18 protein-coding genes are annotated in these 16,685 nt (G+C 73.1%); 9 read left to right on the forward strand and 9 right to left on the reverse strand.

The genetic code is table 11. The features are described 5' to 3' along the window. Positions 1-38: 38 nt before the first annotated feature. Together ACZ4VT_RS18825 and ACZ4VT_RS18830 are read right to left on the reverse strand one after the other, a co-directional pair. Positions 39-950, reverse strand: coding sequence for an SDR family oxidoreductase (locus ACZ4VT_RS18825; RefSeq protein ID WP_467950979.1), 912 nt, complete (start codon positions 948-950; stop codon positions 39-41). 1 nt (position 951) lies between these two features. After that, the gene (locus tag ACZ4VT_RS18830) at positions 952-1,716 is read right to left on the reverse strand and encodes an SDR family oxidoreductase (RefSeq protein ID WP_467950981.1); all 765 of its coding nucleotides are present in this window, start codon (positions 1,714-1,716) and stop codon (positions 952-954) included. Positions 1,717-1,772: 56 nt separating this feature from the next. On the opposite strand from ACZ4VT_RS18830, the gene ACZ4VT_RS18835 reads away from it, so the two are divergent. Genes ACZ4VT_RS18835 through ACZ4VT_RS18855 form a run of 5 tightly spaced genes read left to right on the forward strand, consistent with a single transcriptional unit; the run spans position 1,773 to position 6,160 of the window. Beyond that, positions 1,773-2,522 (forward strand): enoyl-CoA hydratase family protein, encoded by a 750-nt coding sequence (locus ACZ4VT_RS18835; RefSeq protein WP_467950983.1) that lies wholly within the window; start codon positions 1,773-1,775, stop codon positions 2,520-2,522. Continuing rightward, positions 2,519-3,373: a CoA transferase subunit A gene (locus tag ACZ4VT_RS18840; RefSeq protein WP_467950985.1), complete on the forward strand. Its 855-nt coding sequence runs from the start codon at positions 2,519-2,521 to the stop codon at positions 3,371-3,373. The genes ACZ4VT_RS18835 and ACZ4VT_RS18840 overlap by 4 nt, the downstream gene beginning before the upstream one ends. Continuing rightward, a complete protein-coding gene (locus ACZ4VT_RS18845; RefSeq protein WP_467950987.1) occupies positions 3,370-4,116 on the forward strand; it encodes a CoA-transferase subunit beta in 747 nt (248 codons plus the stop codon). Before ACZ4VT_RS18840 ends, ACZ4VT_RS18845 begins: the two co-directional genes overlap by 4 nt. 4 nt (positions 4,117-4,120) lie before the next feature. Then, positions 4,121-5,194, forward strand: coding sequence for an NAD(P)H-dependent flavin oxidoreductase (locus ACZ4VT_RS18850; RefSeq protein WP_467950989.1), 1,074 nt, complete (start codon positions 4,121-4,123; stop codon positions 5,192-5,194). Positions 5,195-5,224: 30 nt separating this feature from the next. Further along, the gene (locus ACZ4VT_RS18855; RefSeq protein WP_467950991.1) at positions 5,225-6,160 is read left to right on the forward strand and encodes a tyrosine-protein phosphatase; all 936 of its coding nucleotides are present in this window, start codon (positions 5,225-5,227) and stop codon (positions 6,158-6,160) included. 62 nt (positions 6,161-6,222) lie between these two features. Here the strand turns inward: ACZ4VT_RS18855 and ACZ4VT_RS18860 are convergent, their stop codons facing one another. From ACZ4VT_RS18860 to ACZ4VT_RS18880, 5 genes are all read right to left on the reverse strand, one after another. After that, the gene (locus ACZ4VT_RS18860) at positions 6,223-7,908 is read right to left on the reverse strand and encodes a DEAD/DEAH box helicase (protein ID WP_467950993.1); all 1,686 of its coding nucleotides are present in this window, start codon (positions 7,906-7,908) and stop codon (positions 6,223-6,225) included. A 100-nt stretch (positions 7,909-8,008) separates the two neighbouring features. Continuing rightward, positions 8,009-8,212: a cold-shock protein gene (locus ACZ4VT_RS18865; protein WP_030010141.1), complete on the reverse strand. Its 204-nt coding sequence runs from the start codon at positions 8,210-8,212 to the stop codon at positions 8,009-8,011. Between the two features lie 246 nt (positions 8,213-8,458). Beyond that, positions 8,459-9,616 (reverse strand): acetyl-CoA C-acetyltransferase, encoded by a 1,158-nt coding sequence (locus ACZ4VT_RS18870; RefSeq protein WP_351593765.1) that lies wholly within the window; start codon positions 9,614-9,616, stop codon positions 8,459-8,461. Positions 9,617-9,639: 23 nt separating this feature from the next. Continuing rightward, the gene (locus tag ACZ4VT_RS18875) at positions 9,640-10,278 is read right to left on the reverse strand and encodes a TetR/AcrR family transcriptional regulator (RefSeq protein WP_467950996.1); all 639 of its coding nucleotides are present in this window, start codon (positions 10,276-10,278) and stop codon (positions 9,640-9,642) included. Positions 10,279-10,304: 26 nt separating this feature from the next. Next, complete coding sequence (locus ACZ4VT_RS18880; RefSeq protein WP_467950998.1) at positions 10,305-11,087, reverse strand: SDR family oxidoreductase; 783 nt, start codon at positions 11,085-11,087, stop codon at positions 10,305-10,307. A 215-nt stretch (positions 11,088-11,302) separates the two neighbouring features. Between ACZ4VT_RS18880 and ACZ4VT_RS18885 the strand changes: the two genes are divergently transcribed. Genes ACZ4VT_RS18885 through ACZ4VT_RS18895 form a run of 3 tightly spaced genes read left to right on the forward strand, consistent with a single transcriptional unit; the run spans position 11,303 to position 13,856 of the window. Beyond that, positions 11,303-11,698, forward strand: a complete 396-nt coding sequence (locus ACZ4VT_RS18885; RefSeq protein WP_467951000.1) for an enoyl-CoA hydratase-related protein — start codon at positions 11,303-11,305, stop codon at positions 11,696-11,698. Further along, the gene (locus tag ACZ4VT_RS18890; protein WP_467951002.1) at positions 11,698-12,843 is read left to right on the forward strand and encodes an acyl-CoA dehydrogenase family protein; all 1,146 of its coding nucleotides are present in this window, start codon (positions 11,698-11,700) and stop codon (positions 12,841-12,843) included. Before ACZ4VT_RS18885 ends, ACZ4VT_RS18890 begins: the two co-directional genes overlap by 1 nt. Beyond that, positions 12,843-13,856: an acyl-CoA dehydrogenase family protein gene (locus tag ACZ4VT_RS18895; protein ID WP_467951004.1), complete on the forward strand. Its 1,014-nt coding sequence runs from the start codon at positions 12,843-12,845 to the stop codon at positions 13,854-13,856. The genes ACZ4VT_RS18890 and ACZ4VT_RS18895 overlap by 1 nt, the downstream gene beginning before the upstream one ends. 488 nt (positions 13,857-14,344) lie before the next feature. On the opposite strand, the gene ACZ4VT_RS18900 is transcribed toward ACZ4VT_RS18895, so the two are convergent. Together ACZ4VT_RS18900 and ACZ4VT_RS18905 are read right to left on the reverse strand one after the other, a co-directional pair. Next, complete coding sequence (locus ACZ4VT_RS18900; protein WP_362803046.1) at positions 14,345-14,854, reverse strand: SUKH-3 domain-containing protein; 510 nt, start codon at positions 14,852-14,854, stop codon at positions 14,345-14,347. Positions 14,855-14,856: 2 nt separating this feature from the next. Next, entirely contained in the window at positions 14,857-15,435 is a 579-nt protein-coding gene (locus tag ACZ4VT_RS18905) for a YwqJ-related putative deaminase (protein ID WP_467951007.1), read from the reverse strand. A gap of 230 nt (positions 15,436-15,665) precedes the next feature. On the opposite strand from ACZ4VT_RS18905, the gene ACZ4VT_RS18910 reads away from it, so the two are divergent. After that, entirely contained in the window at positions 15,666-16,679 is a 1,014-nt protein-coding gene (locus ACZ4VT_RS18910; RefSeq protein ID WP_467951009.1) for an SMI1/KNR4 family protein, read from the forward strand. Positions 16,680-16,685 lie beyond the last annotated feature (6 nt).

Consider the following 16,685-nt stretch of genomic DNA (forward strand, 5'->3'; position numbering starts at 1 on the left):
GACCAGGAACCCTATCCGCCGGGGCCGGACCGGCCCCGTTACCGCGCGCCGTACACCGGCAGCGGAGCCTGCGCCGCGGCGAGGAGTTTCAGCGTGGTCTCGCCCGCCTCGGCGGGGGTCCAGCGGGAGTCCCGGTCGGCCGTGGGGCCTGGCCGCCAGCCCTCCATGACCGTGATCCGGCCGCCCTCCGCCTCGAAGACCCGGCCCGTGACCCCGGCCGAGGCCTCGGAGCCCAGCCACACCACCAGCGGGGACACGTTCTCCGGCGCCATCGCGTCGAAGCCGCCCCCCTCCGGGGCGGCCATGGTCTGCGCGAAGGTCTGCTCCGTCATCCGGGTCCGGGCCGCCGGGGCGATCGCGTTGACCTGGACCCCGTACCGGCCCATCTCCGCCGCCGCGACCATGGTGAGGCCGAGGATCCCGGCCTTGGCCGCGCTGTAGTTGCCCTGGCCGACCGAGCCCAGCAGCCCGGCCCCCGAGGAGGTGTTGACCACCCGGGCCGCGACCTGCCGGCCGGCCTTCGCCTCCGCCCGCCACCACGCGGCCGCCGCCCGCAGCGGCAGGAAGTGCCCCTTCAGGTGGACCCGCATGACCGCGTCCCAGTCGTCCTCGTCCAGGTTGACCAGCATCCGGTCCCGCAGGAACCCGGCGTTGTTGACCAGGGTGTCCAGACGCCCGAACGCACCGAGGGCCGTCTCCACGAGCGAGGCCGCGCCCCCGGAGGTCGCGATGTCCCCTCCGTGCGCCACCGCCTCCCCGCCGAGTGCCTCGATCTCGGCGGCCACCCGTGCCGCCGGACCGTCCGGCCCGGGCAGTCCGTCCAGGCCCACGCCCAGGTCGTTGACGACGACCCGCGCCCCCTCGGCGGCGAAGGCCAGCGCATGGGCCCGGCCCAGTCCCCGCCCCGCGCCCGTCACGACCACGACCCGGCCCTCGCACAGTCCCGTCATCTCAGCTCCCCTTGTTCACAGTTGCCGCATCCAGAAACGCCGGGCGCTCCCCGCCCCCGTGCACCAGCAGGCTCGCCCCGCTCACGTACGCCGCCCGGCCGGAGGCCAGGAACACCGCCGCCTCCCCCACGTCCGAGGGCTGCGCCAGCCGCCCGAGCGGGACGGTCGCGGCCACGGCCGCGACCCCGGCCTCGTCCCCGTAGTGCAGGTGCGTCAGCTCGGTCCGCACCATGCCCGGGACCAGCGAGTTCACCCGTACCTCGGGCGCCCATTCCACGGCCATGGAGCGGGCCAGGTTCTCCAGGCCGGCCTTGGCCGCCCCGTACGCCGCCGTCCCCGGTGAGGGCCGGGTGCCGCTGACGCTGCCGATCATCACCACCGAGCCGCGGGCCTCGCGCAGCCACGGGTACGCCGCCAGCGAGGCCGTCATCGGCGCCATGAGGTTCAGCTCGACGACCCGCGCGTGGCGTTCCGCCTCGCCCTCCCCCAGCAGCCGGTACGGGGTGCCGCCGGCGTTGTTGACCAGGCAGTCGAGGCGCCCGTACCGGCCCGCGACCGCGCCGAAGAAGTCCTGCACGGCGGCGGGATCGCGCAGGTCGACCGCGGTGAAGGAGGCCTTCCGGCCACCCGCCGCGACCGGTTGCTCCGGCGGCCGCCGGGCACAGACGACGACCTCCGCGCCGGCCGCGAGGAACGACCGGGCGATCCCGGCTCCGACGCCCCGGGTTCCTCCGGTGACGACGACAACCCTCCCGTCGAGCTCCATGGGCTGCTACCTTCCTCGCCTAACAAATGTTTGGTGGAAAGGTAGCTGATCCACTCATGGGTGTCTCCACCTCCGGCCCGGACAAGGGCATCGCACGCGTCACAGTCGACTTCCCGCCCGTCAACGCGCTGCCCGTGCAGGGCTGGTACGACCTCGCCGACGCCCTGCGCGCCGCCGGCCGCGACCCCGAGGTCCGGTGCGTCGTCCTCGCCGCCGGGGGCCGCGGGTTCAACGCGGGGGTCGACATCAAGGAGATGCAGCGCGACCGCGGTCACGCCGCCCTCATCGGCGCCAACCGGGGCTGTTACGAGGCCTTCGCCGCCGTCTACGAGTGCGAGGTGCCGGTCGTCGCGGCCGTGAACGGCTTCTGCCTGGGCGGCGGCATCGGACTCGTCGGCAACGCCGACGCGATCGTCGCCTCCGACGACGCCACCTTCGGCCTGCCGGAGCTGGACCGGGGCGCGCTCGGCGCCGCCACCCACCTGGCCCGCCTGGTCCCGCAGCACCTGATGCGGGCCCTGTACTACACCTCGCGCACCGCCACCGCCGCCGAACTGCACGCCCACGGCTCGGTCTGGAAGGTGGTCCCGCCGGGCGAACTGCGCGCCGCCGCCCTGGAACTGGCCGCCGAGATCGCCCGGAAGGACGGCTACCTGATCCGGCTGGCCAAGGCGGCCATCAACGGCATCGACCCCGTGGACGTCCGCCGCAGCTACCGCTTCGAGCAGGGCTTCACCTTCGAGGCCAACCTCAGCGGGGTGGCCGACCGGGTCCGCGACACCTTCGGGAAGGGAGAGCGCTCATGACCGACAAGTCGATGACCCCCGAGGAGGTGGTCGGACAGCTGCGCAGCGGGATGACCGTCGGCATCGGCGGCTGGGGATCCCGGCGCAAACCCATGGCCCTGGTGCGGGCACTGCTCCGTTCCGAGATCACCGATCTCACCGTGATCTCGTACGGCGGCCCCGACGTCGGGCTGCTCGCCGCCGCCGGCCGCATCCGCCGGCTCGTCGCCCCCTTCGCCACCCTCGACTCCATCCCGCTGGAGCCCCACTTCCGGGCCGCCCGCGAGCGCGCCGCCTTCACCCTCACCGAGCTCGACGAGGCCATGTTCATGTGGGGCCTGCACGCCGCCGCCAACCGGCTCCCCTTCCTCCCCGTCCGCGCCGGCCTCGGCTCCGACGTGATGCGGGTCAACCCCGAGCTGCGCACGGTCACCTCCCCCTACGCCGACGGCGAGGAGCTCGTCGCCGTCCCCGCCCTGCGCATGGACGCCGCCCTGGTCCACCTGAACCGGGCCGACCGCCTCGGCAACGCCCAGTACCTGGGCCCGGACCCGTACTTCGACGACCTGTTCTGCGAGGCCGCCGACGCCGCCTACGTCTCCTGCGAACAGCTCGTCGAGACCGCCGAGCTCGCCAAGGCAGGCCCCCCGCAGTCGCTGCTCGTCAGCCGCCACTCCGTCACCGGGGTCGTGGAGACCCCGAACGGCGCGCACTTCACCTCCTGCGTTCCCGACTACGGCCGCGACGAGCCCTTCCAGAAGCTCTACGCGGCCACCCCCTGGCCCGAGTTCGCCGAGCGCTTCCTCTCCGGTGCGGGCGAGCACGACTACCAGTCCGCCGTACGGACCTGGCACGAGGAGCAGCAGCCGTGACCACCACGCCGACCACCGCGACCGTCACCCGCGCCGAGTACTGCGTGATCGCCTGCGCCGAGGCCTGGCGCGACAACGGCGAGGTCCTCGCCAGCCCGATGGGCCTGATCCCCTCCTTCGGGGCCCGGCTCGCGAAGCGGACCTTCTCCCCCGACCTGCTCCTGACCGACGGCGAGGCCCTGCTCGTCGGGCTCGACGGCACGGCCGAGGGCTGGCTCCCGTACCGGCGCCACCTGACGATGGTCACCGGCGGCAGGCGGCACGTGATGATGGGCGCCAGCCAGATCGACCGCTTCGGCAACCAGAACATCTCCTGCATCGGTGACTGGGAGCGCCCGGCCCGCCAGCTCCTCGGAGTGCGCGGGGCTCCCGTCAACACCTTGAACAATCCGGTGAGTTACTGGGTCCCCAAGCACTCCACCCGGGTCTTCGTCGAGCGGGTGGACATGGTCAGCGGGGTCGGCTACGACCGCGCCGAGGCGGCCGGGGTGACCCGCTTCCACCGCCTCCCCCGGGTGGTCAGCGATCTCGGCGTCTTCGACTTCGGCGGCCCCGGCCACGCGATGCGGCTGGTCTCCGTGCACCCCGGGGTCACCGTCGAGGAGGTCAGGGCGGCCACCGGGTTCGAGCTGGCCGCCGCCGAGGAGGTCCCGTACACGCGGGAGCCGGCGCCCGACGAGCTGCGGCTGATCCGCGAGGTGATCGACCCCAAGGGGCTGCGCGAGCGCGAAGTGCGGGGCTGATCCGATGGAGACGGCTTTCACCAAGCTGGTCGGCGTCGAGCACCCGATCGTGCAGACCGGCATGGGCTGGGTCGCCGGCCCCCGCCTGGTGTCGGGCGCGGCGAACGCGGGGGCGCTCGGGATCCTGGCCTCGGCGACGATGACCATGGACCAGCTGCGGTCGGCGGTCCGCGAGGTCAAGTCCCGCGTTCCGGAGGGAACTCCCTTCGGGGTCAACCTGCGCGCGGACGCCGGGGACGCGGCCGAGCGCGCCCGGCTGATCATCGACGAGGGGGTGCGGGTCGCCTCCTTCGCGCTCGCGCCCTCCGAGGAGCTGATCGGGCGGCTCAAGGAGGCGGGCGTGGTCGTCATCCCGTCCATCGGGGCCCGGCGGCACGCCGAGAAGGTCGCGGCCTGGGGCGCCGACGCGGTGATCGTCCAGGGCGGCGAGGGCGGCGGGCACACCGGGGAGGTGGCCACGACCGTGCTGCTGCCCCAGGTGGTGGACGCCGTGGACATCCCGGTGGTCGCGGCGGGCGGCTTCAGCGACGGCCGCGGACTGGTCGCGGCCCTGTCGTACGGGGCCGCGGGCATCGCCATGGGCACCCGTTTCCTGCTGACCTCGGACTCCACCGTCCCGGACGCCGTGAAGGCCGAGTACCTGAGGGCCACGGTCAAGGACGTCACCGTCACCACCGCCGTGGACGGGCTGCCGCACCGGATGCTGCGCACCGCGCTGGTCGACTCGCTGGAGCGGGCGGGCCGCACCCGGGCACTGGCCCGGGCGGTCCGGCACGCGGCGGGCTTCCGGAAGCTGTCGGGGCTGAGCTGGCCGCAGATGGTCCGCGACGGCCTCGCGATGAAACACGGCAAGGACCTGTCCTGGAGCCAGGTCCTGCTCGCCGCGAACACCCCCATGCTCCTCAAGGCGTCCATGGTCGAGGGCCGTACGGACCTCGGCGTCATGGCATCGGGCCAGGTCGCGGGGGTGATCGACGATCTCCCGTCCTGCGCGGAGCTCGTCTCCCGCGTCATGGCCGAGGCACAACAGGCACTCGAAGCACTGCACTCGCTCCGCACCCTGCCACCACCAGGGTGATCCCCCTTCTCCGTCACAGGAGTCGCCTCCATGAGCCGTGCCCGAATCCGCCTGGCGACCGCGGCGGCCGCCGCCGCTCTCGCCATCGGGACCCTGCCCGCCTCCGCGTATGCGGCGGCGGCGCCCGGAGCCGGGGTCAGCGCCCGGCACCACCAGGCCCAACCGCAAGCGGAAACGATTCGCCAGATCCCCCTCCAGGGCGCCGTCAACGTCCGTGACCTCGGCGGCTACCGCACCTGGACCGGCGGCAAGGTCCGCCAGGGGCTCGTCTACCGCTCCGACGCACTGAGCAAGCTGACCGACGCGGACGTCACCACCGTCTCCGGTCTCGGCCTCACGAAGGTCGTCGATTTCCGCATCCCCATGGAGCTCCAGTACGACGGCGCCGACCGGCTGCCGTCCGGGCTCACCGCCACCTCGCGCCCGGTCAGCGACCTGGGCCTCTACGGAACCCTCGTCGGCGCGATCGCCAGTGGCGACCCCGTCACCCAGGAGCAGATGCTCGGCGGCGGCCGCGCCGAGGCCTACATGCGCGACATCTACCGGACGTTCGTGACCAGCCCCGAGAACCGGGCGCAGTTCGCGGCGACCCTCCGGGAGATCGCGGACGGCGGTCAGGGTCCGGTCCTCTACCACTGCACGTCCGGCAAGGACCGGACCGGCTGGATGAGTTACGTCCTGCTGCGCGCGCTGGCCGTGCCCGAGGACACCGCCGAGGGCGACTACCTGGCGTCGAACACCTTCCGCGCCGCCTACGACGCCCGGCTGCGGGCGGGCCTCAAGCAGTCGGGGCGCATGCAGAACCCCGACCTGCTGATCCCGCTCCAGGAGGTCCGCCAGGACTACCTGGACGCGGCGACGGCTCGGATGGAGACCGACTACGGCAGCTTCTACGGCTACCTGACCGAGGGCCTCGGCCTGGACCTGTGGACGCTGGCGAGGCTCCAGAACAAGATGGTCCGCTAGCGGACAGCACGACGCCGGGCAGTGCGAGAAGCACTGCCCGGCGTCGTGGTCACTGCGTACGGTCAGACCGCGCGGCGGCGGCCCTGCCCACCCGATCCGACACGGCTGCGCGCCGAAGCCGCGGCCGCACCGCCGGAGGGCGCGCCGCCGCCGGTGCGCCGGCCGCGCTCGCCGGAGCCGGCGGCCGCGCCGCCACCCTGGCCGCCGCGGCGGGCCTGGCCCGATCCGGCCGCCGCCGGGGCCTGCCCGGAAGTACCGCCACCGGAACGGCGGCCACGGCCGCCGGCCGGCTGGGCGCCGCCCGTGGCGGAGCCGGTGCGCGGCCCGCCCGAACGGCGGCGCGAGCCGGAGCCCGAACCGGATCCGGAGCCGCCGCGCGGCTTCGGCGCGGTCGGCTGCGGCACGTCCAGCACCACCGGGACGCCCGAGGGCTCCTTGGCGCCGGTCAGCCGGGACAGCTCCTCGTCGGAGGACTTGATCTGCGCGGTGCGCGGGGAGATCCCGGCGTCCGACATCAGACGGGTCATGTCCCGCTTCTGGTCGGGCAGCACCAGGGTGACCACGCTGCCGGACTCGCCGGCGCGGGCGGTACGGCCGCCGCGGTGCAGGTAGTCCTTGTGGTCGGTGGGCGGGTCCACGTTGACGACGAGGTCGAGGTCGTCGATGTGGATGCCGCGCGCGGCGACGTTCGTCGCCACCAGCGCGGTGACCTCGCCCGTCTTGAACCAGTCCAGGGTGCGGTTGCGCTGCGGCTGGGAGCGGCCGCCGTGCAGGCCGGAGGCGCGGACGCCGTCCGCGAGGAGCTTCTTGACCATGCGGTCGACCCCGCGCTTGGTGTCCACGAACATGATCACCCGGCCGTCGCGAGCGGCTATACGCGTCGCCACGGCCTTCTTGTCGGTCTCGTCCATGACGTACAGGACGTGGTGTTCCATCGTGCTGACCGCGCCGGCGGACGGGTCGACGGAGAAGGCGACCGGGTCGTGCAGGAACATCTTGACGAGCTTGTCGATGTTCTTGTCGAGCGTCGCCGAGAAGAGCATGGTCTGGCCCTCGGCCCGCACCTGCTTGAGCAGCGCGGTGACCTGCGGCATGAAGCCCATGTCGGTCATCTGGTCGGCCTCGTCGAGGACGGTGATGCCCACCTGCGAGAGGTCGGCGTCACCGCGGTCGATGAGGTCCTTCAGACGGCCGGGGGTGGCGACGAGCACCTCGGCGCCGCGGCGCAGGGCGCCGGACTGCCGGTTGATCGACATGCCGCCGACGACGGTCGCGATGCGCAGGTTGACGGCCGTGGCGTACGGGGCCAGGGCGTCGGTGACCTGCTGCGCGAGCTCACGGGTCGGTACGAGGACCAGCGCGAGCGGCTGCTTCGGCTGCGCGCGGTGTCCGGCGATACGGGCCAGCAGCGCCAGGCCGAAGGCCAGCGTCTTGCCGGAGCCGGTGCGGCCGCGGCCGAGCAGGTCACGGCCGGCGAGCGAGTTCGGCAGCGTCGCGGCCTGGATCGGGAACGGCTCGGTGACGCCCTGGGCGGCGAGGGTCTTCAGCAGCGCCTCGGGCATGTCCATGTCCTCGAACGCGGCCACCGGCGGGAGGGCCGGGGTCAGCGGTTCGGGCATGGTGAATTCCTGCGGCCTGGCAACGGGGGCGGACTTCTGCCGTCCCGCACCAGCCTTCGGACGTCCCTGGGCCGCGCCTCGGCCCCGGGTGGGGCGGCGGCTGGGTCGTGCGGAGCTGGAGCTGGTCATGCGGAAATGCCCTCCTGAAACCGGCAGGTACAACAAGGTCGAAACAGCAGACAAGCCGGGGTCCGCACCTCACGGTGCGGACCCCGGCATGCTGAAGGAATTAGGCGGGGATGATGTTCTCCGCCTGGGGGCCCTTCTGGCCCTGGGTGACGTCGAAGGACACGCGCTGGCCCTCCTGGAGCTCACGGAAGCCCTGGGTGGCGATGTTCGAGTAGTGGGCGAAGACGTCCGGGCCGCCACCGTCCTGCTCGATGAAGCCGAAGCCCTTTTCCGAGTTGAACCACTTCACGGTGCCAAGTGCCATTTTAAATCTCCTGAATAGGCGGCAAAGGGCCCCATCCGGAGAGTCCGGCAAAACAATAAAAGCGCCTGAGGATCATTCCCGTCAGGCGCACATAAAGTTCATGGGTACCACAACTGCAACGAGCTCTAAGCTAGCACACCTCCGTGCGTCGGTGTGACCGCGACCGCGTGACCTGCGTCGTCCGTGTGAAAAGTCCCGGCGGGGCCCCGGTTCCGCCGGGGGTGTCGGGGCCCGCCGGGGCCGGGGTCAGAGCCGCTCGATGATCGTCACGTTGGCCTGGCCGCCGCCCTCGCACATCGTCTGGAGGCCGTAGCGGCCCCCGGTGCGCTCCAGCTCGTGCAGGAGCGTGGTCATCAGCTTCACCCCCGTCGCCCCCAGGGGGTGGCCCAGGGCGATCGCGCCGCCGTTGACGTTGACCCGCTCCGGGTCGGCTCCGGTCTCCTTGAGCCAGGCCAGCACCACCGGGGCGAAGGCCTCGTTGATCTCCACCAGGTCGATGTCGGCCGGCGACATGCCGGTCTTCTTCAGCGCGTACGCCGTCGCCGGGATCGGTGCGGACAGCATGCGGATCGGATCCTCGCCGCGGACCGAGAGGTGGTGGATGCGGGCGCGGGGCCGCAGCCCGTGTTCCCGTACGGCCCGCTCGGAGGCGATCAGCATGGCCGCCGCGCCGTCCGAGACCTGGGAGGAGACCGCGGCGGTGATGGTGCCGCCCTCGACCACCGGCTTGAGGGTCGCCATCTTCTCCAGCGTCGTGTCCCGGCGCGGGCCCTCGTCCACGCTCACGTCCCCGTACGCCACCGTCTCGCGGGCGAAACGCCCCTCGTCGATGGCCCGGATCGCCCGCTGGTGGGAGCGCAGGGCGAACTCCTCCATGTCCTGCCGGGTGATCCCCCACTTCTGCGCGATGAGCTGGGCTCCGTGGAACTGGTTGACCGGGGCGTCGCCGTACCGGGCCCGCCAGCCCGCCGATCCCGCGTACGGGCCCTCCGTGAGGCCCAGGGGCTCCGCCGCCTGCCGCGAGGCGAAGGCGATCGGGATCATCGACATGTTCTGGGTGCCGCCCGCGACCACCAGGTCCTGGGTCCCGGAGAGCACCCCCTGCGCCGCGAAGTGCACGGCCTGCTGCGAGGACCCGCACTGGCGGTCGACGGTGACCCCGGGCACCTCCTCGGGGAGGCCCGCGGCCAGCCAGGCGGTCCGCGCGATGTCGCCGGCCTGCGGACCCACCGTGTCGAGGCAGCCGAACACCACGTCCTCCACGGCGGCCGGGTCCACCCCGGACCGCTCGACCAGCGCCTTCAGGACGTGCGCGCCCAGGTCGGCCGGGTGGACGGCGGACAGTCCGCCCTTGCGCCGCCCCACGGGGGTGCGTACCGCGTCGACTATGTAGGCCTCGGGCATCGGGACTCCTCGGATCGGATCTGTCACGTGGGGCGGAGGGCGATCCCGTCCAGCACCATCGACAGGTACTGGCGGGCGATCTCCTCGGGGCTGTGCTGTCCGCCCGGCCGGTACCAGGACGCCGCCACCCACACCGTGTCGCGCACGAAGCGGTAGGTGAGGCGGATGTCGAGGTCGGCGCGGAAGACCTTGGCGGCGACCCCCCGCTCCAGCGTCCCCAGCCAGGCCTTCTCGAACTTCTGCTGCGAGTCGGACAGGTAGTGGAAGCGGGGCTGTGCGGAGAGGGTGCGGGACTCCTTCTGGTAGATCGCGACGGCGGCGCGGTGCCGGTCGATCTCCCGGAAGGACTCGGTGACGAGGGCCTCGATGGTCTCCCTGGGGCCGAGACCGGCGGCGAGGACGGTGTCGTACCCCTCCCACAGTTCGGTGAGGAAGGCGGAGAGGATCTCGTCGAGCATCGATTCCTTGGAATCGAAGTGGTAGTAGAGGCTGCCGGCGAGCATGCCGGCGGCGTCGGCGATCTTGCGGACGGTGGTGGCGTTGTAGCCCTGTGCGGCGAAGACCTCGGCGGCGGTGTCGAGGAGTTCGCGGCGCCGCTCGGGCGAGGCCGTCACCTGCGGCTGCTTCTTGGGTGTCGGCTGGTTCGGCTGGTTCGTTGGCACGCGTCCATTCTCGGCCAGGGCATCCGCTAGGCGTGCTGGCTGCTGACCGACACGGTCTCGCCCGTCATGTACGAGGAATAGCCGCTGGCCAGGAAGACGATGACGTTGGCGACCTCCCAGGGTTCGGCGTACCGGCCGAAGGCCTCGCGGGCGGTGAGTTCGGCCAGCAGCTCCGCACTGGTCACCTTCACCAGGTGCGGGTGCATGGCCAGGCTCGGAGCGACCGCGTTGATCCGTACGCCGAACTCCGCGGCCTCCAGGGCCGCGCAGCGGGTCAGCGCCATCACCCCGGCCTTGGCGGCGGCGTAGTGGGCCTGGCCGGTCTGGGCGCGCCAGCCGACGACGGAGGCGTTGTTGACGATGACCCCGCCGCCGCCGGACGCCCGGAGCGAGCGCAGTGCGGCGCGGGTGCAGCGGAAGGTGCCGTTCAGGGTCACGTCGAGGACCTTGCCCCATTGTTCGTCGGTCATGTCGACGAGGGCGGCGGTGCCGCCGAGTCCGGCGTTGTTGACGACGACGTCGAGGCGGCCGTGGGTCTGTTCGGCGAGCGCGAAGAGGGCCGCGACCTGGTCCTCGTCGGTGACGTCGCAGGGCAGGGAGGCGACCCGGTCCGCCCCGAACCCGGCGGCGAGCGCCTCCTCGGTCTCCTTGAGGCGGCGGGCGTGGGCGTCGCCGATGACGATGCGGGCGCCCTCTTCCAGGAAGCGGCGGGCGGTGGCCCCGCCGATCCCGGCCCCGGCGGCCGCGGTGATGACGGCGGTGCGGTCCTTCAGCAGTCCGTGCCCGGGGACATAGCCGGGGGTGTTCACGCCCGTACCTCCTTGGGAAGGCCGAGGATCCGCTCGGCGATGAGGGTGCGCTGGATCTGCTCCGAGCCGCGTAGATCGTGTCGGCGCGGGAGAAGAGGAAGAGCCGCTGCCCGTCGTGGAACTCGTACGGGTCCCGAACCTCGGTGCGGAACTCCTCGACGCCGCTCATGGCCGTACGTTAACCTACCAAACACTTGTTAGGGAAGGATCCCCGCATGCCCGAAGCCCCGGTGGTGCTGTACGAGCGGCGCGGCCCGGTCGCGTACGTGACCATGAACCGCCCCCGCTACCGCAACGCGCAGAACAGCGCCATGACGTACGCCCTGGACGACGCCTTCTACCGCGCCGCCGACGATCCCGAGGTGCGGGTGGTCGTCCTGGCGGGGGCCGGGGAGCGCTTCTCCGCGGGCCACGACGCCAACCAGGCCGAGGACCTCCAGGGGCTGCACACCGGCATGGACTCGGTGTTCGGCCTGCACCACCTGGCGCACGCCCACAACGCGGAGACGGCCGCGGACCCGCTCGGCGGCATGAACGTGTCCGCCATGAAGAGCGCCGCCATGAAGAGCGCCGCGCTGAAGAGTGCCGCCCTGAAGGAGGCGAACGGCTGATGGAGCTGGTGCACACGGCGGACACGGAGGCCTTCCGGGCCGAGGCGCGCGCCTGGCTGGCCGAGCACGTGCCGGCGCGGCCGCTGCCCTCCCTGGAGACGCGGGAGGGGTTCGCGGCCCACCGGGACTGGGAGGCGCTGCTGCACGCGGACCGCTGGTCGGTGGTGTCCTGGCCCGAGGAGTACGGAGGCCGGGGCGTCGACCTCGTGAAGTGGCTGGTCTTCGAGGAGGAGTACTGGGCTGCGGGCGCCCCCGGCCGGGTCTCGCAGAACGGCATCAACCTCCTCGCGCCGACCCTCTTCGACCACGCGACGGCGGAGCAGCGGGCCCGGGTGCTGCCGTCGATGGCGAGCGGCGAGGTGATCTGGGCGCAGGCCTGGTCGGAGCCGGAGTCGGGCTCCGACCTGGCCTCGCTGAAGTCGCGGGCGGTGCGGACGGAGGGCGGCTGGCTGCTGTCCGGCCAGAAGACCTGGTCCTCGCGGGCGGCCTTCGCGGACCGCGCCTTCGGGATCTTCCGCACCGACCCGGACACCCCGAAACCGCACCAGGGGCTGACGTACCTGATGTTCGGCCTGCGGGCGCCGGGGGTGACGGTGCGGCCCATCGGCCGCCTCGACGGCAAGCCGGCCTTCGCGGAGCTCTTCCTGGACGGGGTCTTCGTACCGGACGAGGACGTGATCGGGGAGCCGGGGCAGGGCTGGCGGATCGCCATGTCGACGACAGGCAACGAGCGGGGGCTGACCCTGCGCTCCCCCGGCCGCTTCCTGGCGGCGGCGGACCGGCTGACCGGGCTGTGGCGCGCGCAGGGCGACCCCTCCGACACCGCGCTGCGGGACCGGGTGGCGGACGCGGTGGTCGGGGCGCGCGCGTACGAACTGTTCACCTGGGCCAACGCCGCCCGGTTCGCGGCGGGCGACGCCGTCGGCGCCGCGTCCAGTCTGAACAAGGTGTTCTGGTCGGAGTACGACATCGCCCTGCACGAGACGGCGCTGGACCTGCTGGGCGCGGACGCGGAGCTCGCGGAGGGCGAGTGGGCCGAACCGTGGATCTTCTCCCTGGCCGGGCCGATCTACGCGGGGACGAACGAGATCCAGCGCGACATCATCGCCGAGCGGCTGCTCGGCCTTCCGAAGGGCCGCCGCTGATGCGCTTCCTGCCGACCGACGAGCAGTCGGACTTCGCCCGTACGCTGCGCTCCCTGCTGGGCGCGGCGGAGGTCCCGGCGACGGTGCGGGCCTGGGCGGACGGCGAGCACGGGCCGGGGCGGGCGCTGCGGTCCCGGCTCGCGGGGACGGGCCTGTTCGCGCTGGCCGCGCCGGAGCCGTACGAGGGCCTCGGACTGCTCCCGCTGGAGCTGTCCCTCGGCTTCGTGGAGCTGGGCCGGGCGGGGGTGCCGGGGCCGCTGGTGGAGAGCGCGGCCGCGTCGGTCCTCCTGGCGGAGCTGGGTGACGAGGGGTTGGCGAAACGGTTCGTCCCGGGCCTGGTCGCCGGCGAGTCCTCGGCCACGCTGACCCTCCCCGGCGGCGGCCCGTACGCCCTGGACGCGGACGCGGCGACGCACTGCTTCACCGTGTCACCGGCGGGCGAGCTGCGGCTGGCGGGCGGGCGCGGGGAGCCGCTGGCGTCGACGGACCCGGCCCGGCGGCTGTTCCGGCCGGCCCCGGACGGCGAACTGCTGGCCGCGGGCCCCGCGGTGGCGGCCGCGGCGGAGACGGCCCTGCGCTGGGCGCGCCTGCTGACGGCGGCCCAGTGCCTGGGGGTGGGCGAGGCGCTGCTGGCCAGGACGGTGGAGTACGCGAAGCAGCGCACGCAGTTCGGGGCCCCGATCGGGTCCTTCCAGGCGGTGAAGCACCGCCTGGCGGACACCCTGCTCGCCCTGGAGTTCGCCCGCCCGCTGGTGTGGGCGGCGGCCCTGTCGCCGGCCGCACCGGACGTGGCGGCGGCGAAGCTGTCGGCGGGCGAAGCCTGCCAGCGGGCCGCGATGACGGCGCTCCAGCTGCACGGCGCGGTCGGCTACACGGAGGAGCTGGACCTGTCCCTGTGGCTGCGCAAGGCCCGCCCGCTGCGGGACGCTTGGGGTACGCCGCCGGCCTGCCGGGCGGAGGTCCTGCGGCCGGTTGCCTCCGGCTGCGCGGCAGGGGGGTGGGGTCGGCTGTAACGGGGCCGGGCCGGTTGCCTCCGGCGGGTCGGCAGGGCAGTGGGCCGGTTGTAAGGGGGGCGGGCCGGTTGGCTGCCGGTTGGCTGCGCCGCTCGGGCCGGGACGGGGTGGGGGCCGGTTGGGCCGGGGCCGGGCGCGCGCCGGGGTGTCTCCTCGGGCGCCGAACGTGCCGGGGGGTCGGAGAGATCGGCCTTGTTGTGTTCGGCGCCCTGCGGGGACACCCCGACACACACCCGACCCCGACCCAACCGGCCCGGCTGCTACCCCAGAACCTGCGACCTTGCCGCACCATCCAGCCTCGCCGCACAAATTCAGCCCCGCCGGCGTTTGAGGCGCGGGGTGCGGGGCGGAGCCCGGTCTTTGAGCCGCACGGTCGAACCCCGCTGCATTACTCCAGCCTGCGCCACGCCATTCCGCCTCGCCGCACTGCTCCAGCCCCTCCGGCGTTTGAGCCGCGGGTTCGGGCGGAGCCCGGGTGGGGGGACGGGTCAGGCTGTGGTGAGGCGGGTGGGTTGGAGGCCGGTCAGGAGGAGGGTGAGGGCTTCGTCGAGGGTGGAGCCGAGGTACCAGTCGCCGGTGTGGTCGATGCCGTAGACGCGGCCTTCGCGGTCGAGGGCGAGGTGGGAGCCGCCGTCGGCCTCGACGCCGAGGGGGCAGAGCTGGGTGGACAGGGCCCGGCCGAGGTCGGCGAAGGTGCGGGCGAGGTGGAGGCCCGTGAGCGGGTCGAGCCGGACCGGGGTCGGGGCGATCTGGCGGCCGGGCCCGGGCGCGGTGATGGTGAGGCCGCCGAACTCGGCCCAGGCCTCGACGGCGGCGGGGAAGACGGTGTGCCGGTGTCCGGCCGGTGTGGTGTGGTCCCGGAGCGCGTCGGCCCAGTACTCGGCCTGCTTGATGTCCCAGCGGCCGGGCTCCCAGCCGGCCGTGCGCAGGGCGGAGTCCACGGCGACCGGGAAGCGGGTGGCCGAGGAGCGGTCGTAGGAGGCGGAGGTGGGGGTCATGGCTACTCGGCTGGGGTGAGGTCGACGGGGCGTACGCCGAAGTGGGCGAGGAGGGCGTCGCAGGAGCGGCAGGGCGGTGCGTAGCTGCCGTGGAGGGGGTCGCCGTCCTCGCGGATGCGGCGCGCGGTGATCTTGGAGTGCTTGAGGGAGCGGCGGGCCTCGCTCGCGGAGAGCGGTTTGCGGGAGGCGCGCCGGGAGCGGGCCGCCTCGACGGCGGCGAGGTGGCGGGAGAGCAGTATCGCCTCGGGACATCGGCCGGTGAAACGTTCGCGCTGGCCGCTCGTGAGGGTGTCGAGGAAGTCCTGGACGAGCGGGTGGAGCACGGGGGGCTGGTCGGCCTTGCCGGCGGTGCCGGTGAGGGTTTCGCCGCGTACGGAGAGGGCGGCGGCCACGGTGGGGAGGATGCCGTCGCGGCGGAAGCGCAGGGCGGGTGCGACGGGGCGGCCGTCGGTGCTGCTCCAGCGCAGGCGGGGGTCGCCGGCGGGGCCGGCCGCCTCGCCGGCCGGGCCCGCGGCTGCCGGCGTGCCCGGTGCCTCCGGGGTGGTGTCGCCCGGTTCTGTGCGTGTTGCCGTGTGGTGCATGGTCGCGCTTTCCCTCCCGTGGCGGCGGTGGTGACCGCTGTCGCGCACGCCCCCGTGCTGCGGGGACAGCCTGCCAAATGTCACCTGTCATGCGGAAGCGGGGTCGAATATTCGTATCAATTCGGATGTTCCTGGCCCCGCGGTGGGTGTGCCGGTCGCGCGCGGGTGAGGCTCTTGCCCCAGCACATAGGCTGTGGTGAACCAGCCAGATCCAGCAGGGGGCTACCGCCATGACGACAGGTCGGCTCGGGCAGCAGGCCGCGCCACCCAACGCCGCTTACTCGGGGCAGGTCGTGCATTTCCCGGACCCGGTCCGGGCCGCTCGGCATCCCCACGGAGTGCGGATGGACGGCAACGGGCATCCGGACTTCTCCGCGTACGCGCGTGCGGCCGTGGAGATCGCCGAGCCGCCGGAGGGCTTCGGCGTCGACGAGTTGCGGCTGACGGACTACGTGTCCGCGAACGCGGCGATGAAGGCCGCCGGGCACGAGTTGTGGGACACGGTCGGGCCGGTGGCGACCCCGCACGGCTGGACCTGGCACCACGTGGCGGGTTCGCGGCGCATGGAGCTGGTCCCGGTCGAGGTGAAGGCGCTGCTGCGGCACCACGCGGGGCTGGCGACCGCTCCGGTGGACCACGAGAAGCGCGGGACACGGCCGTTGCAGGAGCTGCGCCCGGTGCACATGGGGCTGCCGAAGTCGGTGGTCTCGGTGGCCGAGGAGCAGGTGCAGGGGGTCGAGGAGGACCTCGGCTACCGGCTGCCGGAGGCGTTCCGCTCGTTCCTGAAGGCCGCGGGCGGCTGCGCGCCGGTGGGCGCGGGCCTGGACGTGGACCTGGGTCTGCTGGTGGACCAGCCGTTCTTCACGGTGCGTGAGGAGGCGGCGGTCAATGACTTGGTGTACGTCAACAAGTGCCTGCGGGACCACCTGACGAAGGACTACCTGTGCGTGGCCTTCGCGCAGGGCGGGCTGCTCGCCCTGAAGGTGAAGGGCGAGGGCATCGGCTCGGTGTGGTTCTCCCCGTACGACGATGCGCGCGACCAGGACGGCTGGTCGGTACAGGAGCGCGTGGAGCGGTTGTTGCTGCCGTGCGGTGCTGATTTCGACGCCTTTCTGGAGCGGCTGGCGGGCAACCCGCCGGAGCTGGAGACGGTGGCCGGTCTGATGGTGGACGGCGGATTCGCACGCTCGGTTCCCGTGGCGGGGCCGGTTCCGTCGGTGCGTCCCGGTTCGGATGAGGGGTGACGGCGC

The organism is Streptomyces sp. NPDC029164 (assembly GCF_055563995.1).